This is a genomic window from Endozoicomonas sp. ALB032 (assembly GCF_049310125.1).
Classification (GTDB): domain Bacteria; phylum Pseudomonadota; class Gammaproteobacteria; order Pseudomonadales; family Endozoicomonadaceae; genus Endozoicomonas_A.
The window spans coordinates 1,568,709-1,591,589 of the sequence record NZ_JBLYNW010000001.1 but is presented as its reverse complement, the minus strand read 5'-3'; the positions used below and the strand labels follow the sequence as shown (position 1 = coordinate 1,591,589).

At 47.3% G+C, this 22,881-nt stretch carries 13 protein-coding genes; all 13 read right to left on the bottom strand.

The features are described from left to right. Positions 1–288 precede the first annotated feature (288 nt). The 13 genes from ACO6VG_RS05300 to ACO6VG_RS05240 all read right to left on the bottom strand — a co-directional run bounded on the left by ACO6VG_RS05300 (position 289) and on the right by ACO6VG_RS05240 (position 22,840). Positions 289–735 carry a hypothetical protein gene (locus ACO6VG_RS05300; protein ID WP_422473019.1) on the bottom strand — a complete coding sequence of 149 codons (447 nt, stop codon included), beginning with the start codon at positions 733–735 and terminating at the stop codon, positions 289–291. 111 nt (positions 736–846) lie between these two features. Next, positions 847–2,502, bottom strand: coding sequence for an F-box/WD repeat-containing protein (locus ACO6VG_RS05295; RefSeq protein WP_422139319.1), 1,656 nt, complete (start codon positions 2,500–2,502; stop codon positions 847–849). 162 nt (positions 2,503–2,664) lie between these two features. Beyond that, a complete protein-coding gene (locus ACO6VG_RS05290; protein WP_422473017.1) occupies positions 2,665–4,374 on the bottom strand; it encodes an F-box/WD repeat-containing protein in 1,710 nt (569 codons plus the stop codon). A gap of 174 nt (positions 4,375–4,548) precedes the next feature. Then, positions 4,549–6,117 (bottom strand): F-box/WD repeat-containing protein, encoded by a 1,569-nt coding sequence (locus ACO6VG_RS05285; RefSeq protein WP_422473015.1) that lies wholly within the window; start codon positions 6,115–6,117, stop codon positions 4,549–4,551. Between the two features lie 171 nt (positions 6,118–6,288). Beyond that, on the bottom strand, positions 6,289–7,995 hold the full coding sequence (locus tag ACO6VG_RS05280; RefSeq protein WP_422473013.1) for an F-box/WD repeat-containing protein: 1,707 nt from the start codon (positions 7,993–7,995) through the stop codon (positions 6,289–6,291). Between the two features lie 174 nt (positions 7,996–8,169). Continuing rightward, a complete protein-coding gene (locus tag ACO6VG_RS05275; RefSeq protein ID WP_422473011.1) occupies positions 8,170–9,741 on the bottom strand; it encodes an F-box/WD repeat-containing protein in 1,572 nt (523 codons plus the stop codon). A 173-nt stretch (positions 9,742–9,914) separates the two neighbouring features. Continuing rightward, positions 9,915–11,621 carry an F-box/WD repeat-containing protein gene (locus tag ACO6VG_RS05270; protein WP_422135942.1) on the bottom strand — a complete coding sequence of 569 codons (1,707 nt, stop codon included), beginning with the start codon at positions 11,619–11,621 and terminating at the stop codon, positions 9,915–9,917. A gap of 176 nt (positions 11,622–11,797) precedes the next feature. Beyond that, on the bottom strand, positions 11,798–13,501 hold the full coding sequence (locus ACO6VG_RS05265; protein ID WP_422409866.1) for an F-box/WD repeat-containing protein: 1,704 nt from the start codon (positions 13,499–13,501) through the stop codon (positions 11,798–11,800). Between the two features lie 162 nt (positions 13,502–13,663). Beyond that, positions 13,664–15,367, bottom strand: a complete 1,704-nt coding sequence (locus ACO6VG_RS05260; RefSeq protein ID WP_422473009.1) for an F-box protein — start codon at positions 15,365–15,367, stop codon at positions 13,664–13,666. Between the two features lie 194 nt (positions 15,368–15,561). Continuing rightward, positions 15,562–17,232, bottom strand: coding sequence for an F-box/WD repeat-containing protein (locus tag ACO6VG_RS05255; RefSeq protein ID WP_422473007.1), 1,671 nt, complete (start codon positions 17,230–17,232; stop codon positions 15,562–15,564). A 161-nt stretch (positions 17,233–17,393) separates the two neighbouring features. Then, positions 17,394–19,094, bottom strand: coding sequence for an F-box/WD repeat-containing protein (locus tag ACO6VG_RS05250; protein ID WP_422135934.1), 1,701 nt, complete (start codon positions 19,092–19,094; stop codon positions 17,394–17,396). 162 nt (positions 19,095–19,256) lie between these two features. Continuing rightward, on the bottom strand, positions 19,257–20,954 hold the full coding sequence (locus ACO6VG_RS05245; RefSeq protein ID WP_422473005.1) for an F-box/WD repeat-containing protein: 1,698 nt from the start codon (positions 20,952–20,954) through the stop codon (positions 19,257–19,259). A gap of 173 nt (positions 20,955–21,127) precedes the next feature. Then, entirely contained in the window at positions 21,128–22,840 is a 1,713-nt protein-coding gene (locus ACO6VG_RS05240) for an F-box/WD repeat-containing protein (RefSeq protein WP_422473003.1), read from the bottom strand. Between the last annotated feature and the right edge of the window lie 41 nt (positions 22,841–22,881).

Below are 22,881 nucleotides of genomic sequence, written 5' to 3'. Positions count from 1 at the left end.
TTGAAGGATGAGAAAATCCACTCGCCAGAATATGCGAAACCAACTGGCCAGGTACTTATTTATTTCCGTTTTGGAAAGCGCGTTCGAAATTAAATCGATCTCTTAGACTCGGTTTTATAATGGAAGTTCAAAATAATTAAGAGAAAGAAGAGCCCTGATTCGGGTAAAGAATGGAAAGAAATTTTTTCATTGAGAGCCAAGTGCAAAAATTGCCATTGTGCTCTCGATATAACCCAGAACTGAGGGCAGCGTAGCTTTCCCCGTCAAGTGAGTTGTTAGGTGGCGTGGTTATTGGCGGGAGAGTAAGGCTTGGAGCATTTCTTTGATAGCAGCAATATCAGAACCTTGCTGGTCGAGGCGCTTATCTTGCTGCTCAAGGCGCTTATCTTGCTGGTCAAACCGTTCGCTGATTTCTTTGCTCTGCTGGTCAAACCGTTCGCTGATTTCTTTGCTCTGCTGGTCAAGGCGCTTATCTTGCTGGTCAAACCGTTTGCTGATTTCTTTGCTCTGCTGGTCAAGGCGCTTATCTTGCTGGTCAAACCGTTTGCTGATTTCTTTGCTCTGCTGGTCAAACCGTTCGCTGATTTCTTTGCTCTGCTGGTCAAGGCGCTTATCTTGCTGGTCAAATCTCTGGTGCATCTCACCACGGGTTTGACCGAGGCCGTCAACTACGTCAGCCAGAGTGTTACGAATATGATTAATCTCTGTCGACTGAGGTTTGGGTTTCGCACTCATGGGTTACTCCTTGATAAAATGTCAAAGAGGAACAGCATAGCAGAGACTGGCACAAAGACACCTGACACTGTTTTTTAATCGGTTCTAAGCAAAAATACGCTTATTCGATCATCAATCCTTCTTGCGTAGTTCGGTGATTCTTACGCTGATATCTTTACTGACCGTCACCAGGTTTCGGCCATCGGTACTGAATTTGGCTGAGGTGACTGCTTTCTTGTGCCTGATGATGGCTTTTTCCAACCATGATCCATCGGCCTGCAGGCCAAGGACTTTCGCTGTGTTATCATCACTGGTGGTCACCACATGAAGGCAATCGGCGCTGAATTTGGCTGAGTTGACCACCTTCTTATGGGTAATGCAGGCTGTTTCTTCCCATAATCCAGGGGCCTTCCGGGTGTATATTTTTGCGGTCTTATCATCACTGGCAGTCACCACATGGAGGCTATTGGCGCTGAATTCGGCTGAGCGAACGTTACAATCATGAGGAATCGTGGCTATTTCTTTCCACGATCCATCGGTTTGCAGGTCAAAGATTTTTGCCGTGTCATCTAAACTGACGGTTACCAGATGACAGCTATCGGCGCTGAAGTTGGCAGATGTGATTGTGCTCCTGTGTTGAAGGGGGGCTTTTTTTACCCATGATCCATCGTCCCCCCGACCATAAATTTTTAGAGCGTAATCAACACAGATGATCGCCAGATGACGGTCATCGGGACTGAGCCTGGCTAAATAGACATAACTTTCATGAATAGTGTCCTCTACTTCCCATAATCCATCGTCCCCCTGACTACGGATCCTCACCGTGTGATCAAAGCCGACGCTCATCATATGCTGACTATCAGCGCTGAAGGTGGCTGAAAGAATCATATGATCATGGAAAATGATGGTTTTTACCTCCCATGATCCATCGTCCCCCTGACCGTAGATTTTCGCTGTGTGATCATGACTGGCGGTTAGCAGATGGCGGCCATCTGGGCTGAAGGTGGCTGATGCAACCCAATTATCGTGGGTAAAGGTGGCTTTTGGTGCCCATGATTCATCGTCCTGCTGAACATAGATTCTTGCTGTATTATCGTGACTGGCAGTTACCAGATAGCGGCCGTCGGGGCTGAAGTTGGCTAAAACAGCCCTGTGATTGTGGAAAAAGGTGGCTTTTGGTTCCCATGATCCATCGGTCTTCTGGCTGCAGATTTTCACTGTTTTATCTTCACTGACGGATGCCAGATGGCGATCATCGGGGCTGAAATTGACCGCTCTGACTTTTTTATCATGGGTCATTTCGATTTTTTCCACTAACTTGAATTTTTTACATTGAGACATCAGTTTACTGTTGATGAAAAGTAACTGAGCAGAAAAATAAATACTCTTTTGTTGTTTTAAGAGTGACTCGACAGTGCCCATATCCGCAAACGCCTCCAACCAATGACGGAGTTGTTGCTCATCTTTTGTCCTGACGATGGTCTTTGGTTGATAATGGTAGGGCGAAGGAAACTTGCGAATCCACGCTCTTTCCAGAACTTTATCCTCTTCAACAAGTATGCAAAGAAATTTGCATACCAGTTTTAAACGGGTAACCTCGCGAAAACCCAAATAGCGAATAATCATCGATTTTGTTTCGTAGGGTAAACAGAGCAATGGCGATTGATTTTGCTTGTATACACTAACCTCTCTGCCTTCACTGACAGCCGTTGATGCTTTCTCAAGTTGAGGTTGTCCATGTGTTGGCGAGGGTAAGTCAATGCCCGAATTGCTGTTAACAGGGTTCATGCCTGTCTCCTTCTAAGCTCCAGAGTTGGTATTTATCTTTATATGAAAAAGACATTCAAAATGGATTCGACTCGGTTTCAGGATGAAAGTTCAAAATATTGGGGTCAGTGAAATCAGGAAAAAGCAGAGCTCTGATCCGGGAAAATTTTTCAAGGTCATGGATCAAAAGAGGAGACAACTAGCCTCAGGCAGTTGCTGGGTTGTGCTCATTCGATCATCATCGTCCTTCCGCAGCTCAGTGATTCTCGCACTGTAATCATTACTGACGGTCACCACATGTCGGTTATCGGGACTGAAGTCGGCTGAGATGAATCCTTTCTCGTGTCGGATGGTGGCTTTTTCCAGCCATGCGCCGTCGTTCTGCAGACCAAAAACTTTCGCCGTACCATCCACACTGGCGGTGACCACAAGACGACCATCGGCACTGAAGGTGGCTGAGAAGACTCTGTGCCTATGGGGAATGCTGGCTTCTTCCTGCCATGATCCGTCGGCCTGGAGACCACTGATTTTTGCCGTATTATCGTCACTGGTGGTCACCACATGGAGGCAATCGGCACTGAAGGTGGCTGAGACGACTCTATTAGTGTGGGAGATACAGGCTTTTTCCTGCCATGATGCGGAGGCCTTCTGGCTATAGATTTTTGCCTTGCCGTCCCAACTGGCGGTCACCACATGGCAGCTATCGGAGCTGAAGGTGGCTGTGATGAGCAAATCATCATGACAAATTGAGGCTGCTTTTTTCCATGATCCATCGGCCTGCAGGTCATAGATATTTGCCGTGCGACCTAAACTGTAGGCTAACAGGTGGCAGCTATCGGCGCTGAAATTGGCGATTTCTGCGATGCCTTGAAGGGTGGCTTTTTCTACCCATGATCCATCGGCCCCCTTGCCATAGATTGTAACAACGTAATTTATATCGAGGATCGCCAGAAGACTCTCATCGACACTGAACCTGACCGAATGAACCAGACTGGAATGATAAACAGTCTCCTCTAATTCCCACGATCCGATGTCCCCCTGACCAAAGAATTTCACCGTGTGATCTGGACCGACAGTCAGCAAACGGCGGCCATCAGCATTGAAGGTGACTGAATTGACATTGAGAACATGAGGAATGGAGGCTTTTGCTTCCCAGGATCCATTGTCTGCCTGACCGTAGATATTGAATGTATGATGGTAACCGTAGGCTATCACGGCTAACACATGACGGCCATCAGAGCTAAAGCTGGCCGACATGACTGCATCGTTATGGGTAATAGTGTTTTTTTCTTCCCAGGTTCCACCATTCTCCTGGCCATAGATTTTCAACTTATGATCCACACTGGCGGTCAACACATGGCGGCTGTCGGCGCTGAAGGTGGCTGCGCTGATACGGTTAGAATGGTTGATTTCGGTTTTTTCCACCAGACTGAATGTTTTACATTGAGACATCAGTTTACTGTTGGTGAAAAGGAGCTGAGCAGGAAAGTAAGTACTTTCTCGTTGTTTTAAAAGTGACTCGACAGTGTCCTCATCCGCAAACGGCGCCAGCCAGTCACGAAGTTGTTGCCCATCTTTTCTCGTTATCATGGCCTTCAGTTGATATTGATGTTGTGAAGGAAATCGGCGAAACCAGGCTCTTTCCAGAGCTTTATCGTTTTCAACAAGATCGCGAAGATGCCTGCATACCTTGGCTAAACGGGTAATCTCGCGAAAACCCAAATAGCAAATAATCATTGACTTTGTTTCATAGGGTAAACAGAGCAATGGCGATTGATTTTGGATGTATACACTGACCTCCCTGCCTGCACTGACAACCGTTGATGCTTCCTCAAGTTGAGGTTGTCCAGGTGTTGGCGAGTCAATGCCCGAATTGCTGTTAACAGGGCCCATGCCTGGCTCCTTCAAAACTCCAAAGTTAGTATTTATCCTTTTTGTATGAAAAAGACATTCAAAATGGATTCAACAGGTTGGACCTGGTTTTAGTATGAAAGTTCACAATATTGGGGTCAGTGAAACCAGGAAAAAGCAGAGCCCTGATCCGGAAAAATTTTTCAAGGAGATGGATCAAAAGAGGAGACAACCAACCTGAGGCGGGCGTCGGGTTACACTCATTCGATCATCATCGTCCTTCCACAGCTCAGTGATTCTCGCAATGTAATTATCACTGATGGTCACCACATATCGGTCATCGGGACTGAAGTCGGCTGAGAGGACTCCTTTCTTGTGTCGGATGGTAGCTTTTTCCAGCCATGCGCCATCGGTCTGCAGAGCAAAAACCTTCGCCGTACCATCCGCACTGGCGGTGACCACAAGACGACCATCGGCACTGAAGGTGGCTGAGAGGACGCTGTTCTTATGGCTAATGTTGGCTTCTTCTTGCCATGATCCATTGGCCTGCAGGCCATTGATTTTTGCCGTGTTATCATTACTGGCGATCACTACATGGAGGCAATCGGCACTAAAGTTGGCTGAGGTGAGCCATCTGGCGTGGGATATACAGGCTGTTTCCTGCCATGATGCAGAGGTCTTCTGGCTATAGATTTTTGTACTGCCATCCCAACTGGTGGTCACCACATGGCAGTTATCGGCGCTGATATCGGCAATTGCGATCTGGATGCCTTGAAGGGTGGCTTTTTCCACCCATGATCCACTGGCCACCTTGCCGTAGATTGTAACAACGGCATTTATATCGTGGATCGCCAGAAGACTCTCATCGACGCTGAACCTGACCGAATTGACCTGACTGGTATGGTAAATGGTTTCCTCTAATTCCCATGATCCATTGTCCCCCTGACCAAAGAATTTCACCCTGTGATCTGGATCGACAGTCATCAAACGGCGGCCATCAGCGCTAAAGGTAGCTGAAGTGACCTGTTCAATATGGGGAATGATGGCTTTTTCTTTCCATGATCCATCATCCTCCTGACCATAGATTTTCGCCGTGTGATCCAGACTGGCAGTCACCACATGGCGGCCATCGGGACTGAAGCTGGCTGATGTGACCCAATTATTATGGGAAATGGTGCCTTGTAATTCCCATGATCCATTGGCCTTCTGGCCGAAGATTTTCGCTGTTGTATCACTGGCCGTTACCAGATGGCGGCCATCGATGCTGAAGGTAGCTGCGTTGACTCGTTCAAGGTGGGTAATTTCAGTTTTTTTCACTAACTTGAATTTTTTACATTGAGACTTCAGTTTACTGTTGGTGAAAAGGAGCTGAGCAGGAAAGTAAGTACTTTCTCGTTGTTTTAAAAGTGACTCGACAGTGTCCTTATCCGCAAACGGCGCCAGCCAGTCACGAAGTTGTTGCTCATCTTTTCTCGTTATCATGGCCTTTAGTTGATATTGGTGTGGTGAAGGAAACCGGCGAAACCATGCTCTTTCCAGAGCTTTATCGTTTTCAACAAGATCGCGAAGATGCCTGCATACCTTGGCTAAACGGGTAATCTCGCGAAAACCCAAATAGCGAATAATCATCGACTTTGTGTCATAGGGTAAACAGAGGAATGGCGATTGATTTTGCATGTATACACTAACTTCCCTGCCTGCACTGACAACCGTTGATGCTTCCTCAAGTTGAGGTTGTCCAGGGGTTGGCGAGTCAATACCCGAATTTCTGTTAACAGGGCCCATGCCTGGCTCCTTTAAAACTCCAAAGTTGGTATTTATCTTTGTATGAAAAATATGAAAAAGACATTCAAAATAGATTCGACTCGGTTTTATGATGAAAGTTCAAAATATTGGGGTCAGTGAAACCAGGAAAAAGCAGAGCCCTGATCCGGGAAAATTTTTCAAGGTCATGGATCAAAAGAGGATGCATTCAACCTGAGGCAGGAGGTGGGTCAGGCTCATTCGATCATCATCGGCCTTCGATAGTTCAGTGATTCTCGCACTGCAATCATAACTGACGGTCAGCACATGTCGGTCGTCGGGACTGAATTTGGCTGAGATGAGTTCTTTCTCGTGTCGGACGGTGGCTTTTTCCAGCCATGACCCATCGGTCTGCAGACCAAAAACTTTCGCCGTACCATCCATACTGACGGTAACCACAAGACGAGCATCTGCACTGAAGGTGGCTGAGAGGACGAAGTGCTTATGGCTAATGTTGGCTTCTTCTTGCCATGATCCATTGGCCTGCAGGCCATTGATTTTTGCCGTGCTATCACAACTGGTGGTCACCACATGAAGGCAATCGGCACTGAAGGTGGCCGAGGTGAGATGTTCATTGTGGGTAATGCAGGCTTTTTCTTGCCATGACGAATCAGCCCTCTGGCTGTAGATTTTCGCCTTACAATCAAAACTGGCGGTCACCACATGGCAGCTATCGGCGCTGAAGCTGGCTGAGTGGAGTACATCATCATGATAAATCGTGGCTGCTTTTTTCCATGATCCATCGGCCTGCAGGTCATAGATATTTGCCGTGCGATCTGAACTGTAGGTTAACAGGTGGCAGTTATCGGCGCTGATATTGGCAATTACGCTCGGGGTGTCTTGAAGGGTGGCTTTTTCCACCCATGATCCATCGGCCCCATTGCCATAGATTGTAACAACGAGTTCTGTATCCTGGATCGCCAGAAGACTCTCATCGACACTGAACCTGGCCGAATTTACTGGACTGGTATGGTAAATAGTATCCTTTAATTCCCATGATCCATTGTCCCCCTGACCAAAGAATTTCACCGTGTGATCTGGACCGACAGTCATCAAACGGCGGCCATCAGCAGTGAAGGTGACAGAACTGACACTATGAACGGGAATGCTGGCTTTTGCTTCCCAGGATCCATTGTCCGCCTGACTGTAGATAGTGACTGTCTTATCATTAGCGGAACCGGTGGCTAACACATGACGGCCATCAGGGCTAAAGCTGGCCGACCCGACTGCACCACTATAGGTAATAGTGTTTTTTTCTTCCCAGGTTCCATCATTCTCCTGGCCATAGATTTTCAGCTTATGATTCCAACTGACGGTCACTACACGACGGCTGTCGGCACTGAAGTTGGCTGTGATGATACCGTCAGGATGGGGAATTTTGGCTTTTTCTACCAGCTTGAATTTTTTACATTGAGACATCAGTTTACTGTTGGTGAAAAGGAGTTGAGCAGGAAAGTAAGTACTTTCTCGTTGTTTTAAAAGTGACTCGACAGTGTCCTCATCCGCAAACGGCGCCAGCCAGTCACGAAGTTGTTGCTCATCTTTTCTCGTTATCATGGCCTTTAGTTGATATTGGTGTTGTGAAGGAAATCGGCGAAACCAGGCTCTTTCCAGAGCTTTATCGTTTTCAACAAGATCGCGAAGATGCCTGCATACCTTGGCTAAACGGGTAATCTCGCGAAAACCCAGATAGCGAATAATCATTGACTTTGTTTCATAGGGTAAACAGAGCAATGGCGATTGATTTTGGATGTATACACTGACCTCCCTGCCTGCACTGACAACCGTTGATGCTTCCTCAAGTTGAGGCTGTACAGGTGTTGGCGAGTCAATGCCCGAATTGCTGTTAACAGGGCTCATGCCTGGCTCCTTCAAAACGCCAAAGTGAGTATTTATCCTTTTGGTATTAAAAAGACATTCAAAATGGATTCAACAGGTTGGACCTGGTTTTAGTATGAAAGTTCACAATATTGGGGTCAGTGAAACCAGGAAAAAGCAGAGCCCTGATCCGGGAAAATTTTTCAAGGACATGGATCAAAAGAGGAGACAACCAACCTGAGGCGGGCGTCGGGTTACACTCATTCGATCATCATCGTCCTTCCACAGCTCAGTGATTCTCGCAATGTAATTATCACTGATGGTCACCACATATCGGTCATCGGGACTGAAGTCGGCTGAGAGGACTCCATTCTTGTGTCGGATGGTAGCTTTTTCCAGCCATGCGCCATCGGTCTGCAGACCAAAAACCTTCGCCGTACCATCCTCACTGGCGGTCACCACAAAACGACCATCGGCACTGAAGGTGACTGAGACGACTCTGCCCTTATGGGGAATACTGGCTTCTTCCTGCCATGATCCGTCAGCCTGGAGACCACTGATTTTTGCCGTATTATCGTCACTGGTGATCACCACATGGAGGCAATCGGCACTAAAGTTGGCTGAGGTGAGCCATCTAAAGTGGGATATACAGGCTGTTTCCTGCCATGATGCAGAGGCCTTCTGGCTATAGATTTTTGCACTGCCATCCCAACTGCTGGTCACCACATGGCAGTTATCGCCGCTGATATCGGCAATTGCGATCTGGAGGTCTTGAATGGCGGCTTTTCCCACCCATGATCCATCGGCCCCCTTGCCGTAGATTGTAATAACGGCATATATATCTTGGATCGCCAGAAGACTCTCATCGACACTGAACCTGGCCGAATTGACCGGACTGGTATGGTAAATAGTATCCTCTAATTCCCATGATCCATTGTCCCCCTGACCAAAGAATTTTACCGTGTGATCTGGACCGACAGTCATCAAACGGCAGCCATCAGCAATGAAGGTGACTGATTTGACATTATTAACATCAGGAATGGTGGCTTTTGCTTCCCAGGATCCATTGTCCGCCTGACTGTAGATAGTGACTGTCTTATCATAACCGGTGGCTAACACATGAAGGCCATCAGAGCTAAAGCTGGCCGACTTGACTGCACCACTATGGGTAATAGTGTTTTTTTCTTCCCAGGTTCCACCATTCTCCTGGCCATAGATTTTCAACTTATGATCCCAACTGGCGGTCACCACATGGCGGCTGTCGGCGCTGAAGGTGGCTGTGCTGATACGGTTAGAATGGTTAATTTCGGCTTTTTCCACCAGGCTGAATGTTTTACATTGAGACATCAGTTTACTGTTGGTGAAAAGGAGCTGAGCAGGAAAGTAAGTACTTTCTCGTTGTTTTAAAAGTAACTCGACAGTGTCCTCATCCGCAAACGGCGCCAGCCAGTCACGGAGTTGTTGCTCATCTTTTCTCGTTATCATGGCCTTTAGTTGATATTGGTGTGGTGAAGGAAACCGGCGAAACCAGGCTCTTTCCAGAGCTTTATCGTTTTCAACAAGATCGCGAAGATGCCTGCATACCTTGGCTAAACGGGTAATCTCGCGAAAACCCAAATAGCGAATAATCATCGACTTTGTGTCATAGGGTAAACAGAGCAATGGCGACTGATTTTTTACGTATACACTGACCTCCCTGCCTGCACTGACAACCGTTGATGCTTCCTCAAGTTGAGGTTGTACAGGTGTTGGCGAGTCAATGCCCGAATTGCTGTTAACAGGGCTCATGCCTGGCTCCTTCAAAACTCCAAAGTTAGTATTTATCCTTTTGTATGAAAAAGGCATTCAAAATGGATTCAACAGGTTGGACTCGGCTATAGAATGAAAGTTCACAATATTGAGGTCAGTGAAACCAGGAAAAAGCAGAACCCTGATCCGGGGAAATTGTTCAAGGTCATGGATCAAACGAAGAGACAACCAACCTCAGGCAGGCGTTGGGTTACGCTCATTCGATCATCATCGTCCTTCCACAGTCCAGTGATTTTCACACTGCAATCAAAACTGATGGTCACCATATGTCGGTCATCGGGACTGAAGATGGCTGACATGACTCCTTTCTCGTGTCGGACGGTGGCTTTTTCCAGCCATAACCCATCGGTCTGCAGACCAAAAACTTTCGCCGTACCATCCCAACTGGGGGTAACCACAAGACGACCATCGGCACTGAAGGTGGCTGGGGGTACCCTGTTCTTATGGCTAATGTTGGCTTCTTCTCGCCATGATCCATTGGCCTGCAGGCCATAGATTTTTGCCGTGTTATCTCTACTGGTGGTCACCACATGGAGGCAATCGGCACTGAAGGTGGCTGAGGTGAGCTCGTCATTGTGGGTAATACAGGCTTTTTCTTGCCATGATGAATCAGCCCTCTTGCTGTAGATTTTCGCCTGATGATCCTTACTGGCAGTGACCACATGGCAGCTATCGGCGCTGAAGGTGGCTGTGTTAACTATAAAATTATGAGAAATCGTGTCTGCTTCTTTCCATGATCCGTCGGCCTGCAGGTTAAAAATATTTACCCTGAAACCTGCTCTGGTTAACAGGTGGCAGTTATTGGCGCTGATATCGAGAATTGCGTACTGGGTGCGTTGAATGGTGGCTTTTTCCACCCATGATCCAGCGGCCCCCTTGCCATAGATTGTAACAACGGAATTTATATCGCGGATCGCCAGAAGACTCTCATCGACACTGAGCCTGGCCGAACTGACTGAACTGGTATGGTAAATAGTATCCTTTAATTCCCATGATCCATTGTCCCTCTGACCAAAGAATTTCACCGTGTGATCTGGACCGACAGTCATCAAACGGCGGCCATCAGCAGTGAAGGTGACTGATCCGATATTATGAACATTGGGAATGGTGGCTTTTGCTTCCCAGTATCCATTGTCCGCCTGACTGTAGATAGTGACTGTCTTATCATAACCGGAACTGGTGGCTAACACATGAAAGCCATCAGAGCTAAAGCTGGCCGACCTGACTGCACCGCTGTGGGTAATAGTGTTTTTTTCTTCCCAGGTTCCACCATTCTCCTGGCCATAGATTTTCAACTTATGATCCCAACTGGCGGTCACTACACGGCGGCTGTCGGCGCTGAAGGTGGCTGTGGTGATAAAGTTAGCATGGGGAATTTTGGCTTTTTCTACCAGCCTGAATTTTTTACATTGAGACATCAGTTTACTGTTGGTGAAAAGGAGTTGAGCAGGAAAGTAAGTACTTTCTCGTTGTTTTAAAAGTGACTCGATAGTTTCCTCATCCGCAAACGGCGCCAGCCAGTCACGAAGTTGTTGCTCATCTTTTCTCGTTATCATGGCCTTTAGTTGATATTGGTGTCGTAGAGGAAACCGGCGAAACCAGGCTCTTTCCAGAGCTTTATCGTTTTCAACAAGATCGCGAAGATGCCTGCATACCTTGGCTAAACGGGTAATCTCGCGAAAACCCAAATAGCGAATAATCATTGACTTTGTTTCATAGGGTAAACAGAGCAATGGCGATTGATTTTGGTGGTATACACTAACTTCCCTGCCTGCACTGACAACCGTTGATGCTTCCTCAAGTTGAGGTTGTACAGGTGTTGGCGAGTCAATGCCCGAATTGCTGTTAACAGGGCTCATGCCTGGCTCCTTCAAAACGCCAAAGTGAGTATTTATCCTTTTTGTATTAAAAAGACATTCAAAATGGATTCAGCAGGTTGGACTCGGTTTCAGGATGAAAGTTCACAATATTGAGGTCAGTGAAGCCAGGAAAAAACAGAGCCCTGGTCCGGGAAATTTTTTTTCAAGGTCATAGATCAAAAGAGGATGCATTCAGCCTGAGACAGGAGGTGGGTTAAGCACATTCGATCATCATCGGCCTTCGATAGTTCAGTGATTCTCGCACTGGCATCAAAACTGACGGTCACCACATGTCGGTCATCGGGACTGAAGTTGGCTGAGATGACTCCTTTATCGTGTCGGATGATGGCTTTTTTCAGCCATGACCCATCGGTCTGCAGACCAAAAACTTTCGCCGTACCATCCGTACTGGCGGTTACCATATGACAACCATCGGCACTGAGGGTGGCTGAGTGGACGCTGTTATTATGGCTAATGCAGGCTTTTTCTTGCCATGATCCATCGGCCTGAAGACTACTGATTCTTGCCGTGTTATCTCTACTGGTGGTCACCACATGAAGGCAATCGGCAGTGAAGGTGGCTGAGGTGATCTCGTTACTGTGGGTGATGCAGCCTTTTTCCTGCCATGATGAATCAGCCCTCTGGCTGTGGATTTTCGCCTTGTGATCCCAACCGGTGGTCACCATATGGCAGCTATCGGCGCTGAAGGTGGCCAGGATGATTATATCATCATGGGAGATCGTGGCTGATTTTTTCCATGATCCATCGGCCTGCAGGTTAAAGATAATTGCCTTGTGATCTGAATCTTTGGTTAACAGGTGGCAGCTATCGGCGCTGATATTGACAATTATGATCGGGTTTTCTTCAATGGTGGCTTTTTCCACCCATGATCCAGAGGCCTCCTTGCCGTAGATTGAAACAACTAATTCTGTATCCTGGATCACCAGAAGACTCTCATTGGCGCTGAACCTGGCCGATTCGATCGGACTGGTATGGCAAATGGTTTCCTCTAATTCCCATGATCCATTGTCTCCCTGAGCAAAGATTTTCACTGTGTGATCTCGACCAACAGTCATCAAACGGCAGCCATCAGCAGTGAAGGTGGCTGATCTGACATTAATAACATCTGGAATGGTGGCTTTTGCTTGCCAGGATCCATTGTCCGCCTGACTGTAGATAGTGAATGCCCTTTCATAACCGGCGGCTAACACATGACGGCCATCAGAGCTAAAGCAGGCCGACCTGACAGGACCATTATGGGTAATAGTGTTTTTTTCTTCCCAGGTTCCATCATTCTCCTGGCCATAGATTTTCAACTTATAATCCCAACTGGCGGTCACCACACGGCGGCTGTCGGCACTGAAGGTGGCTGTCCTGATATAGTCAGCATGGGGAATTTCGGTTTTTTCTACCAGCTTGAATTTTTTACATTGAGACATCAGTTTACTGTTGGTGAAAAGGAGCTGAGCAGGAAAGTAAGTACTTTCTCGTTGTTTTAAAAGTGACTCGATAGTTTCCTCATCCGCAAACGGCGCCAGCCAGTCACGAAGTTGTTGCTCATCTTTTCTCGCTATCATGGCCTTTAGTTGATATTGGTGTTGTGAAGGAAATCGGCGAAACCAGGCTCTTTCCAGAGCTTTATCGTTTTCAACAAGATCGCGAAGATGCCTGCATACCTTGGCTAAACGGGTAATCTCGCGAAAACCCAAATAGCGAATAATCATCGATTTTGTTTCGAAGGGTAAACAGAGCAATGGCGATTGATTTTGCATGTATACACTAACCTCCCTGCCTGCACTGAAAACCGTTGATGCTTCCTCAAGTTGAGGTTGTCCATGAGTTGGCGAGTCAATACCCGAATTGCTGTTAACAGGGCTCATGCTTGGCTCCTTCAAAACTCCAAAGTGGGAATTTATCTTTGTATGAAAAAGACATTCAAAATGGATTCGACTCGGCTTCAGGATGAAAGTTCAAAATATTGGGGTCAGTGAAATCAGGAAAAAGCAGAGCTCTGATCCGGGAAAATTTTTCAAGGTCATGGCTCAAAAGAGGAGACAATCAGCTTCAGGCGGGTGCTGGATTGTGCTCATTTGATCATCATCGTCCTTCCACAGCTCAGTGATTCTCGCAATGTAATTATCAGTGGTGGTCATCACGTGTCGGTCATCGGGACTGAAGTTGACTGACATGAGTCCTCTCTCGTGTCGGATGGTGGCTTTTTCCAGCCATGCGCCATCGGTCTGCAGACCAAAAACTTTCGCCGTACCGTCGGCACTGGCGGTTACCACAAGACGACCATCGGCACTGAAGGTGGCTGAGTAGACGCTGTTCTTATGGCTAATGTTGGCTTCTTCTTGCCATGATCCATTGGCCTGCAGGCCAATGATTTTTGCCGTACCATCCTCACTGGTGGTCACCACATGGAGGCAATCGGCACTGAAGTTGGCTGAGGTGAGTTCGTCCTTGTGGGTAATGCAGGCTGTTTCTTGCCATGATGAATCAGCCCTCCGGCTATAGATTTTCGCCTTGTGATCCCTACTGGCGGCGGTGACCACATGGTAGCTATCGGCGCTGAAGGTGGCTGTGGTGGGTATAAAATCATGAGGAATCGTGTCTGCTTTTTTCCATGATCCATCGGCCTGCAGGTTAAAAATATTTATCTTGACACCTGTTCTGGTTAACAGGTGGCAGTTATCGGCGCTGATATCTTTAATTGCTTCCTGGGTGCCTTGAAGGGTGGCTTTTTCCACCCATGATCCACCGGCACCCTTGCCATAGATTGTAACAACGGCATTTATATCGTGGATCGCCAGAAGACTCTCATCGACACTGAACCTGGCCGAATTGACCGGACTGGTATGGTAAATAATGTCCTCTAATTCCCATGATCCATTGTCCCCCTGACCAAAGAATTTCACCGTGTGATCTGGAGCGACAGTCATCAAACGGCGGCCATCAGCAGTGAAGGTGGCTGATCTGAAATTAAGAACATTTGGAATGGTGGCTTTTGCTTCCCAGGATCCATTGTCCGCCTGACTGAAGATAGTGAGTGTCTTATCATAACCGGCGGCTAACACATGACGTCCCTCAGAGCTAAATGAGGCCGACCTGATTGCACCATTATGGGTAATAATGTTTTTTTCTTCCCAGGTTCCATCATTCTCCTGGCCATAGATTTTCAACTTATGATCCCAACTGGCGGTCACCACACGCCGACTGTCGGCACTGAAGTTGGCTGTGTTGATAAAGTTAGCATGGGGAATTTCGGCTTTTTCTACCAGCTTGAAATTTTTACATTGAGACATCAGTTTACTGTTGGTGAAAAGGAGCTGAGCAGGAAAGTAAGTACTTTCTCGTTGTTTTAAAAGTGACTCGACAGTGTCTTCATCCGCAAACGGCGCCAACCAGTCGCGGAGTTGTTGCTCATCTTTTTTCGCTATCATGGCCTTTAGTTGATATTGATGTTGTGAAGGAAACCGGCGAAACCATGCTCTTTCCAGAGCTTTATTGTTTTCAACAAGATCGCGAAGATGCCTGCATACCTTGGCTAAACGGGTAATCTCGCGAACACCCAGATAGCGAATAATCAACGATTTTGTTTCGTAGGGTAAACAGAGGAATGGCGATTGATTTTGGTTGTATACACTAACCTCCCTGCCTGCACTGACAGCCTTTGGCGTTTCCTCAAGTTGAACTTGTCCATGTGTTGGCGGGTCAATACCCGAATTGCTGTTAACAGGGCTCATGTCTTACTCCTTCAAAACTCCAAAGTTGGTATTTATCTTTGTATGAAAAAGACATTCAAAATGCATTTGATTCGGTTTTAGGATGAAAGTTCACAATATCGAGGTCAGTGAAACCAGGAAAAACAGAGCCCTGATCCGGGAAAATTTTTCAAGGTCACGGATCAAAAGAGGAGACAACTAACCTCAGGCAGACGTTAGGTTACACTCATTCGTTCATCATCGTCCTTCCACAGTTCAGTGATTCTCGCACTGTAATCAACACTGACGGTCAGCACGTATCGATCATCGGGACTTAAATTGGCTGAGGTGACTCCTCTTGCGTGCTGGATGGTGGCTTTTTCCAGCCATGACCCATCTGCCTGCAGACCACAAAATTTCGCCGTACCATCCGCACTGGCGGTTAACACATGACAACCATCGGCGCTGAAGCAGGCTGAGGTGACATTGCGCTTATGGATAATGCTGGCTTCTTCCTGCCATGATCCATCGGCCTGAAGACCACTGATTTTTGCCGTATTATCGTGACTGGTGGTCACCACATGGAGGCAATCGGCACTGAAGGTGGCTGAGCTGATGTTTCTAGCGTGGGATATACAGGCTTTTTCCTGCCATGATGAATCGGCCCTACGGCTATAGATTTTCGCCTTGTGATCCCAACTGGCGGTCACCACATGGCAGCTATCGGCGCTGAAGGTGGCTGTGATGATCAAATTATCATGATAAATTGAGGCTGCTTTTTTCCATGATCCATCGGCCTGCAGGTTAAAGATATCTGCCTTGTGACCTGGACTGAAGGTTAACAGATGGCAGCTATCGGCGCTGAAATTGGCGATTTCGGTCTGGGGGCCTTGAAGGGTGGCTTTTTCCACCCATGATCCAGCGGTCCCCTTGCCATAGATTGTAACAACGAGATGTATATCGTGGATCGCCAGAAGACTCTCATCGTCGTTGAACCTGGCCGAATCGATCGCACTGGTATGGTAAATAGTCTCCTCTAATTCCCATGATCCGTTGTCTCTCTTAACAAAGAATTTCACCGTCTGATCTGGACCGCCAGTCACCAAGCGGCGGCCATCAGCGGTGAAGGTGGCTGAACTGGCATTAAGTACATGGGGAATGGTGGCTTTTGCTTCCCATGATCCATTGTCTGCCTGACCATAGATAGTGAATGTATTATCATAACCGGTAGCCAATACATGACGGCCATCAGAGCTAAAGCTGGCCGACTTGGCTGGACGATCATGGATAATAGTGTTTATTTCTTCCCAGGTTCCACCATTCTTTTGGCCATAGATTTTCAACTTATGATCCAAACTGGCGGTCACCACGCGGAGGCTGTCGGCGCTGAAGGTGGCTGTGTTGAGAGCGTATGCAAGGGGGATTTCCGCTTTTTCTACCAGCTTGAATTTTTTACATTGAGACATCAGTTTACTGTTGGTGAAAAGGAGCTGAGCAGGAAAGTAAGTACTTTCTCGTTGTTTTAAAAGTGACTCGACAGTGTCCTCATCCGCAAACGGCGCCAACCAGTCACGAAGTTGTTGCTCATCTTTTCTCGTTATCATGGCCTTTAGTTGATATTGGTGTTGTGAAGGAAACCGCCGAAACCAGGCTCTTTCCAGACCTTTATCGTTTTCAACAAGATCGCGAAGATGCCTGCATACCTTGGCTAAACGGGTAATCTCGCGAAAACCCAAATAGCAAATAATCATTGACTTTGTTTCGTGGGGTAAACAGAGGAATGGCGATTGATTTTGGTGGTATACACTAACTTCCCTGCCTGCACTGACAACCGTTGATGCTTCCTCAAGTTGAGGTTGTCCATGTGTTGGCGAGTCAATACCCGAATTGCTGTTAACAGGGCTCATGCCTTACTCCTTCAAAACTCCAAAGGTGGTATTTATCCTTGTATGAAAAAGACATTCAAAATGGATTCGACTCGGTTTTATGCTGAAAGTTCACACTATTGAGGTCAGTGAAACCAGGAAAAACAGAGCCCTGATCCGGGAAAATTTTTCAAGGTAATGGATCAAAAGAGGAGGCAACTAGCCTCAGACAAGAGGTGGGTTATGCTCATTCGATCATCATCGTCCTTCCGCAGCTCAGTGATTATCGCATTGTTATCAAGACCGAGGGTCATCACATATCGATCATCGGGACTGAATTTGGCTAAGGTGACTCCTCTCTCGTGTCGGATGGTGGCTTTTTCCAACCATGATCCATCGGCCTCCTGACCATAAATTTTCACCGTACGATCCGTACCGGTGGTTATTACATGACAACCATCTGCACTGAAGGTGGCTGAGATGACGCTGCTCTCATGGCTAATGTTGGCTTCTTCTCGCCATGATCCATTGGCTTGCAGGCCATGGATTTTTGCCGTGTTATCATTACTGGTGGTCGCCACATGGAGGCAATCGGCACTGAAGGTGGCTGAGCAGACTTCTTTCTTGTGGGTAATGCAGGCTTTTTCTTGCCATGATGAGTCGGCTCTCCGGCTATAGATTTTCGCCTTGTAATCCCAGCTGGAAGTTACCACATGGCAACTATCGGCGCTGAAGGTGGCTGAGATGGGTTCATAATCATGAGAAATCGTGGCCGCTTTTTTCCATGATCCATCGGCCTGCAGGTTAAAAATATTTATCTCGACACCTGTTCTGGTTAACAGGTGGCAGTTATCGGCGCTGATATCTTTAATTGCTTTCTGGGTGCCTTGAAGGGTGGCTTTTTCCACCCATGATCCAGCGGCCCCCTTGCCGTAGATTGTAACAACGGAATTTATATCACGGATCGCCAGAATACTCTCATCGACGCTGAACCTGGCCGAAATGACCGGACTGATATGGTAAATAATGTCCTTTAATTCCCAAGATCCATTATCCCCCTGACCAAAGAATTTCACCGTGTGATCTGGACCGAAAGTCATCAAACGTCGGCCATCAGCAGTGAAGGTGAATGATTCGACATTGAGAACATGGGGAATGCTGGCTGTCGCTTCCCAAGATCCATTGTCTGCCTGACTGTAGATAGTGACTGTCTTATCATAACCGGTGGCTAAAACATGACGGCCATCAGAGCTAAAGCAGGCCGACCTGACTGGACCATTATGGGTAATAGTATTTTTTTCTTCCCAGGTTCCACCATTCTCCTGGCCATAGATTTTCAACGTATGATCCACTCTGGCGACCAACACACGACGGCTGACGGCGCTGAAGGTGGCTGTGTTGGTACCTTTAGCAAGGGGAATTTTGGTTTTTTCTACAAGCTTGAATTTTTTACATTGAGACATCAGTTTACTGTTGGTGAAAAGCAGCTGAGCAGGAAAGTAAGTACTTTCTCGTTGTTTTAAAAGTGGTTCGACAGTGTCCTTATCTGCAAACGGGGCCAACCAGTCGCGAAGTTGTTGCTCATCTTTTTCCGTTATCGTGGCCTTTAGTTGATATTGGTGTCGTGGAGGAAACCGGCGATACCAGGCTCTTTCCAGAGCTTTATCGTTTTCAACAAGGTCGCGAAGATGTCTGCATACCCTGGCTAAACGGGTAATCTCGCGAAAACCCAAATAGCGAATAATCATCGACTTTGTTTCGTAGGGTAAACAGAGGAATGGAGATTGATTTTGGTGGTATACACTAACTTCCCTGCCTGCACTGACAACTGTTGATGCTTCCTCAAGTTGAGGTTGTCCATGTGTTGGCGAGTCAATACCCGAATTGCTGTTAACAGGGCCCATGCCTGGCTCCTTCAAAACTCCAGAGTTGGTATTTATCTTTGTATGAAAAAGACATTCAAAATGAATTCGACTCGGTTTTATGATGAAAGTTCACAATATTGAGGTCAGTGAAACCAGGAAAAAAACAGAGCCCTGATCCGTTAAATTTTTCAAGGTCATGGGTCAAAAGAGGAGACAACCAGCCTCAAGCAGGTGCTGGGTTGTGCTCATTCGATCATCATCGTCCTTCCGCAGCTCAGTGATTCTTGCACTGTAATCATTACTGATGGTCACCACATATCGGTCATCGGGACTGAAGTCGGCTAAGGTGATTAGTCTCTCGTGTCGGATGGTGGCTTTTTCCAGCCATGACCCATCGGCCTCCTGGCCATAAATTTTCGCCGTACCATCCACACTGGTGGTTATTACATGACAACCATCTGCACTGAAGGTGGCTGAGGAGACGCTGCTCTTATGGCTAATGTTGGCTTCTTCTCGCCATGATCCATTGGCCTGCAGGCCATGGATTTTTGCCGTCTTATCAACACTGGTGGTCGCCACATGGAGGCAATCGGCACTGAAGGTGGCTGAGAAGAGTTCGTCATTGTGGGTAATGCAGGCTTTTTCCTGCCACGATGAACCGGCTCTCCGGCTATAGATTTTCGCCTTGTAATACTTACTGGCGGTTACCACGTGGCAGCTATCGGCGCTGAAGGTGGCTGAGATGGGTTCATAATCATGAGAAATCGTGGCCGCTTTTTTCCATGATCCATCGGCCTGCAGGTTAAAAATATTTATCTCCAAACCTGTTCTGGTTAACAGGTGGCAGTTATCGGCGCTGATATCTTTAATTGCTTCCTGGGTGCCTTGAAGGGTGGCTTTTTCCAGCCATGATCCAGCGGCCCCCTTGCCGTAGATTGTAACAACGGAATTTATATCGCGGATCGCCAGAAGACTCTCATCGACGCTGAACCTGGCCGAAATGACCGGACTGGTATGGTAAATAATGTCCTTTAATTCCCATGATCCATCGTCCCCCTGACCAAAGAATTTCACCGTGTGATCTGGAGCGACAGTCATCAAACGTCGGCCATCAGCAGTGAAGGTGATGGATCTGACATTGAGAACATGGGGAATGCTGGCTGTTGCTTCCCAGGATCCGTTGTCCGCCTGACTGTAGATAGTGACTGTCGCATCATAACCGGCGGCTAAAACATGACGGCCATCAGAGCTCAAGCTGGCCGACATGACTGCACCATTATGGGTAATAGTGTTTTTTTCTTCCCAGGTTCCACCATTCTCCTGGTCATAGATTTTCAACTTATGATCCTCACTGGCGGCCACCACACGGCGGCCGACGCCACTGAAGGTGTCTTTGCTGATGCCAGCATGGGGAATTTTGGCTTTTTCTACCAGCTTGAATTTTTTACATTGAGACATCAGTTTACTCCGGGTGAAAAGGAGCTGAGCAGGAAAGTAAGTACTTTCTCGTTGTTTTAAAAGTGACTCGACAGTGTCCTTATTTGCAAACGGCGCCAACCAGTCACGAAGTTGTTGCTCATCTTTTTCCGTTATCATGGCCTTTAGTTGATATTGGTGTCGTGGAGGAAACCGGCGATACCAGGCTCTTTCCAGAGCTTTATCGTTTTCAACAAGATCGCGAAGATGCCTGCATACCTTTGCCAAACGGGTAATCTCGCGAAAACCCAAACAGCGAATAATCATCGATTTGGTTTCGTAGGGTAAACAGAGGAATGGCGATTGATTTTGCATGTATACACTAACCTCCCTGCCTGCACTGACAACTGTTGATGCTTCCCCAAGTTGAGGTTGTCGAGGTGTCGGCGAGTCAATGCCCGAGTTGCTGTTAACAGGGCCCATTTCTGGCTCCTTCAAAACTACAATGTGAGTATTTATCTTTTTTGTATGAAAAAGACATTCAAAATGAATTCGACGACTTAGACTCAGTTTTAGGATGAAAGTTCACAATATTGGGGTCAGAGAAACGAGGAAAAAAAAAGCCCTGATCCGGGAAAATTTTTCAAGGTAATGGATCAAAAGAGGAGGCAACTAGCCTCAGACAAGAGGTGGGTTATGCTCATTTGATCATCATCGTCCTTCCGCAGCTCAGTGATTCTTGCACTGTAATCATTACTGATGGTCACCACATATCGGTCATCGGGACTGAAGTCGGCTGAGAGGACTCCTCTCTCGTGTCGGATGGTGGCTTTTTCCAGCCACTTCCCTTCGGTCTGCAGACCAAAAACTCTCGCCGTACCATCTGCACTGGCGGTCACCACAAGACGACCATCGGCACTGAAGGTGGCTGAGAGGATTTTTTCCTTATGGGTAATGCTGGCTTGTTTTCGCCATGATCCATCGGCCTGCAGGCCACTGATTTTTGCCTTGTTATCTTTACTGATAGTCACCACATGAAGGCAATCGGCACTGAAGGTGGCTGAGATGACTTCGTACTTGTGGGTAATGCAGGCTTTTTCTTGCCATGATGAATCGGCTCTGCGGCTATAGATTTTCGCCTTGTAATCCCAACTGGCGGTCACCACATGGCAGCTATCGGCGCTGAAGGTGGCTGTTTCGAGTATATAATCATGGGAAATCGTGACCGCTTTTTTCCATGATCCATCGGCCTGCAGGTTAAAGATACTTGCCTTGTAACCTGAATCTTTGGTTAACAGGTGACAGCTATCGGCGCTGATATCGGCAAGTGCGATATGGGTGCCTTGAAGGGTGGCTTTCTCCACCCATTTTCCAGCGGCCCCCTTGCCATAGGTTGTAACAACGAAATGTGTATCGTGGATCGCCAGAAGACTCTCATCGACGCTGAACCTGGCCGATTCGATCGGAGTGGTATGGTCAATGGTGTCCTCTAATTCCCATGATCCATTGTTTCCCTGGCCAAAGATTTTTACCGTGTGATCTGTACCGGCAGTCACCAAACGGCGACCATCAGCAGTGAAGGTGACTGATTTGGCAGTGGGAACATGGGGAATGGTGGCTTTTGCTTCCCAGGATCCATTGTCCGCCTGACTGTAGATAATGAATGTCTTATCACAACCGGTGGCTGACACATGATGGCCATCAGTGCTAAAGCTGGCCGACATGACTGAACCATCATGGGTAATAGTGTTTTTTTCTTCCCAGGTTCCACCATTCTCCTGGCCATAGATTTTCAACTTATGATCCACACTGGCGGTCATCACACGGCGGCTGTCGGCGCTGAAGGTGGCTGTGGTGACATAAGAAGCGTGGGTAATTTTGGCTTTTTCTGCCAGCTTGAATTTTTTACATTGAGACATCAGTTTACTGTTGGTGAAAAGGAGCTGAACAGGAAAGTAAGTACTTCCTCGTTGTTTGAAAAGTGACTCGACAGTGTCCTTATCCGCAAACGGTGCCAGCCAGTCACAGAGTTGTTGCTCATCTTTTCTCTTTATCGTGGTCTTTAGTTGATATTGGTGTTGAGAAGGAAACCGGCGAAACCAGGCTCTTTCCAGAGCTTTATCGTTATCAACAAGATCACGAAGATGCCTGCATACCTTTGCTAAACGGGTAATCTCGCGAAAACCCAAACAGCGAATAATCATCGATTTTGTTTCGTAGGGTAAACAGAGGAATGGCGATTGATTTTGGTGATATACATTAACGTCTCTGCCTGCACAGACACCTGTTGCCGCTTCCTCCAGTCGAGGTCGCCTGGGTGCTGGCGGGAGTAAATCGTCACGGCCGGAATTGTTGTTCAAAGGGTTCATGTCTGGCTCCTCTTGTGTTCAAAAGTCATTACTTACCCCTG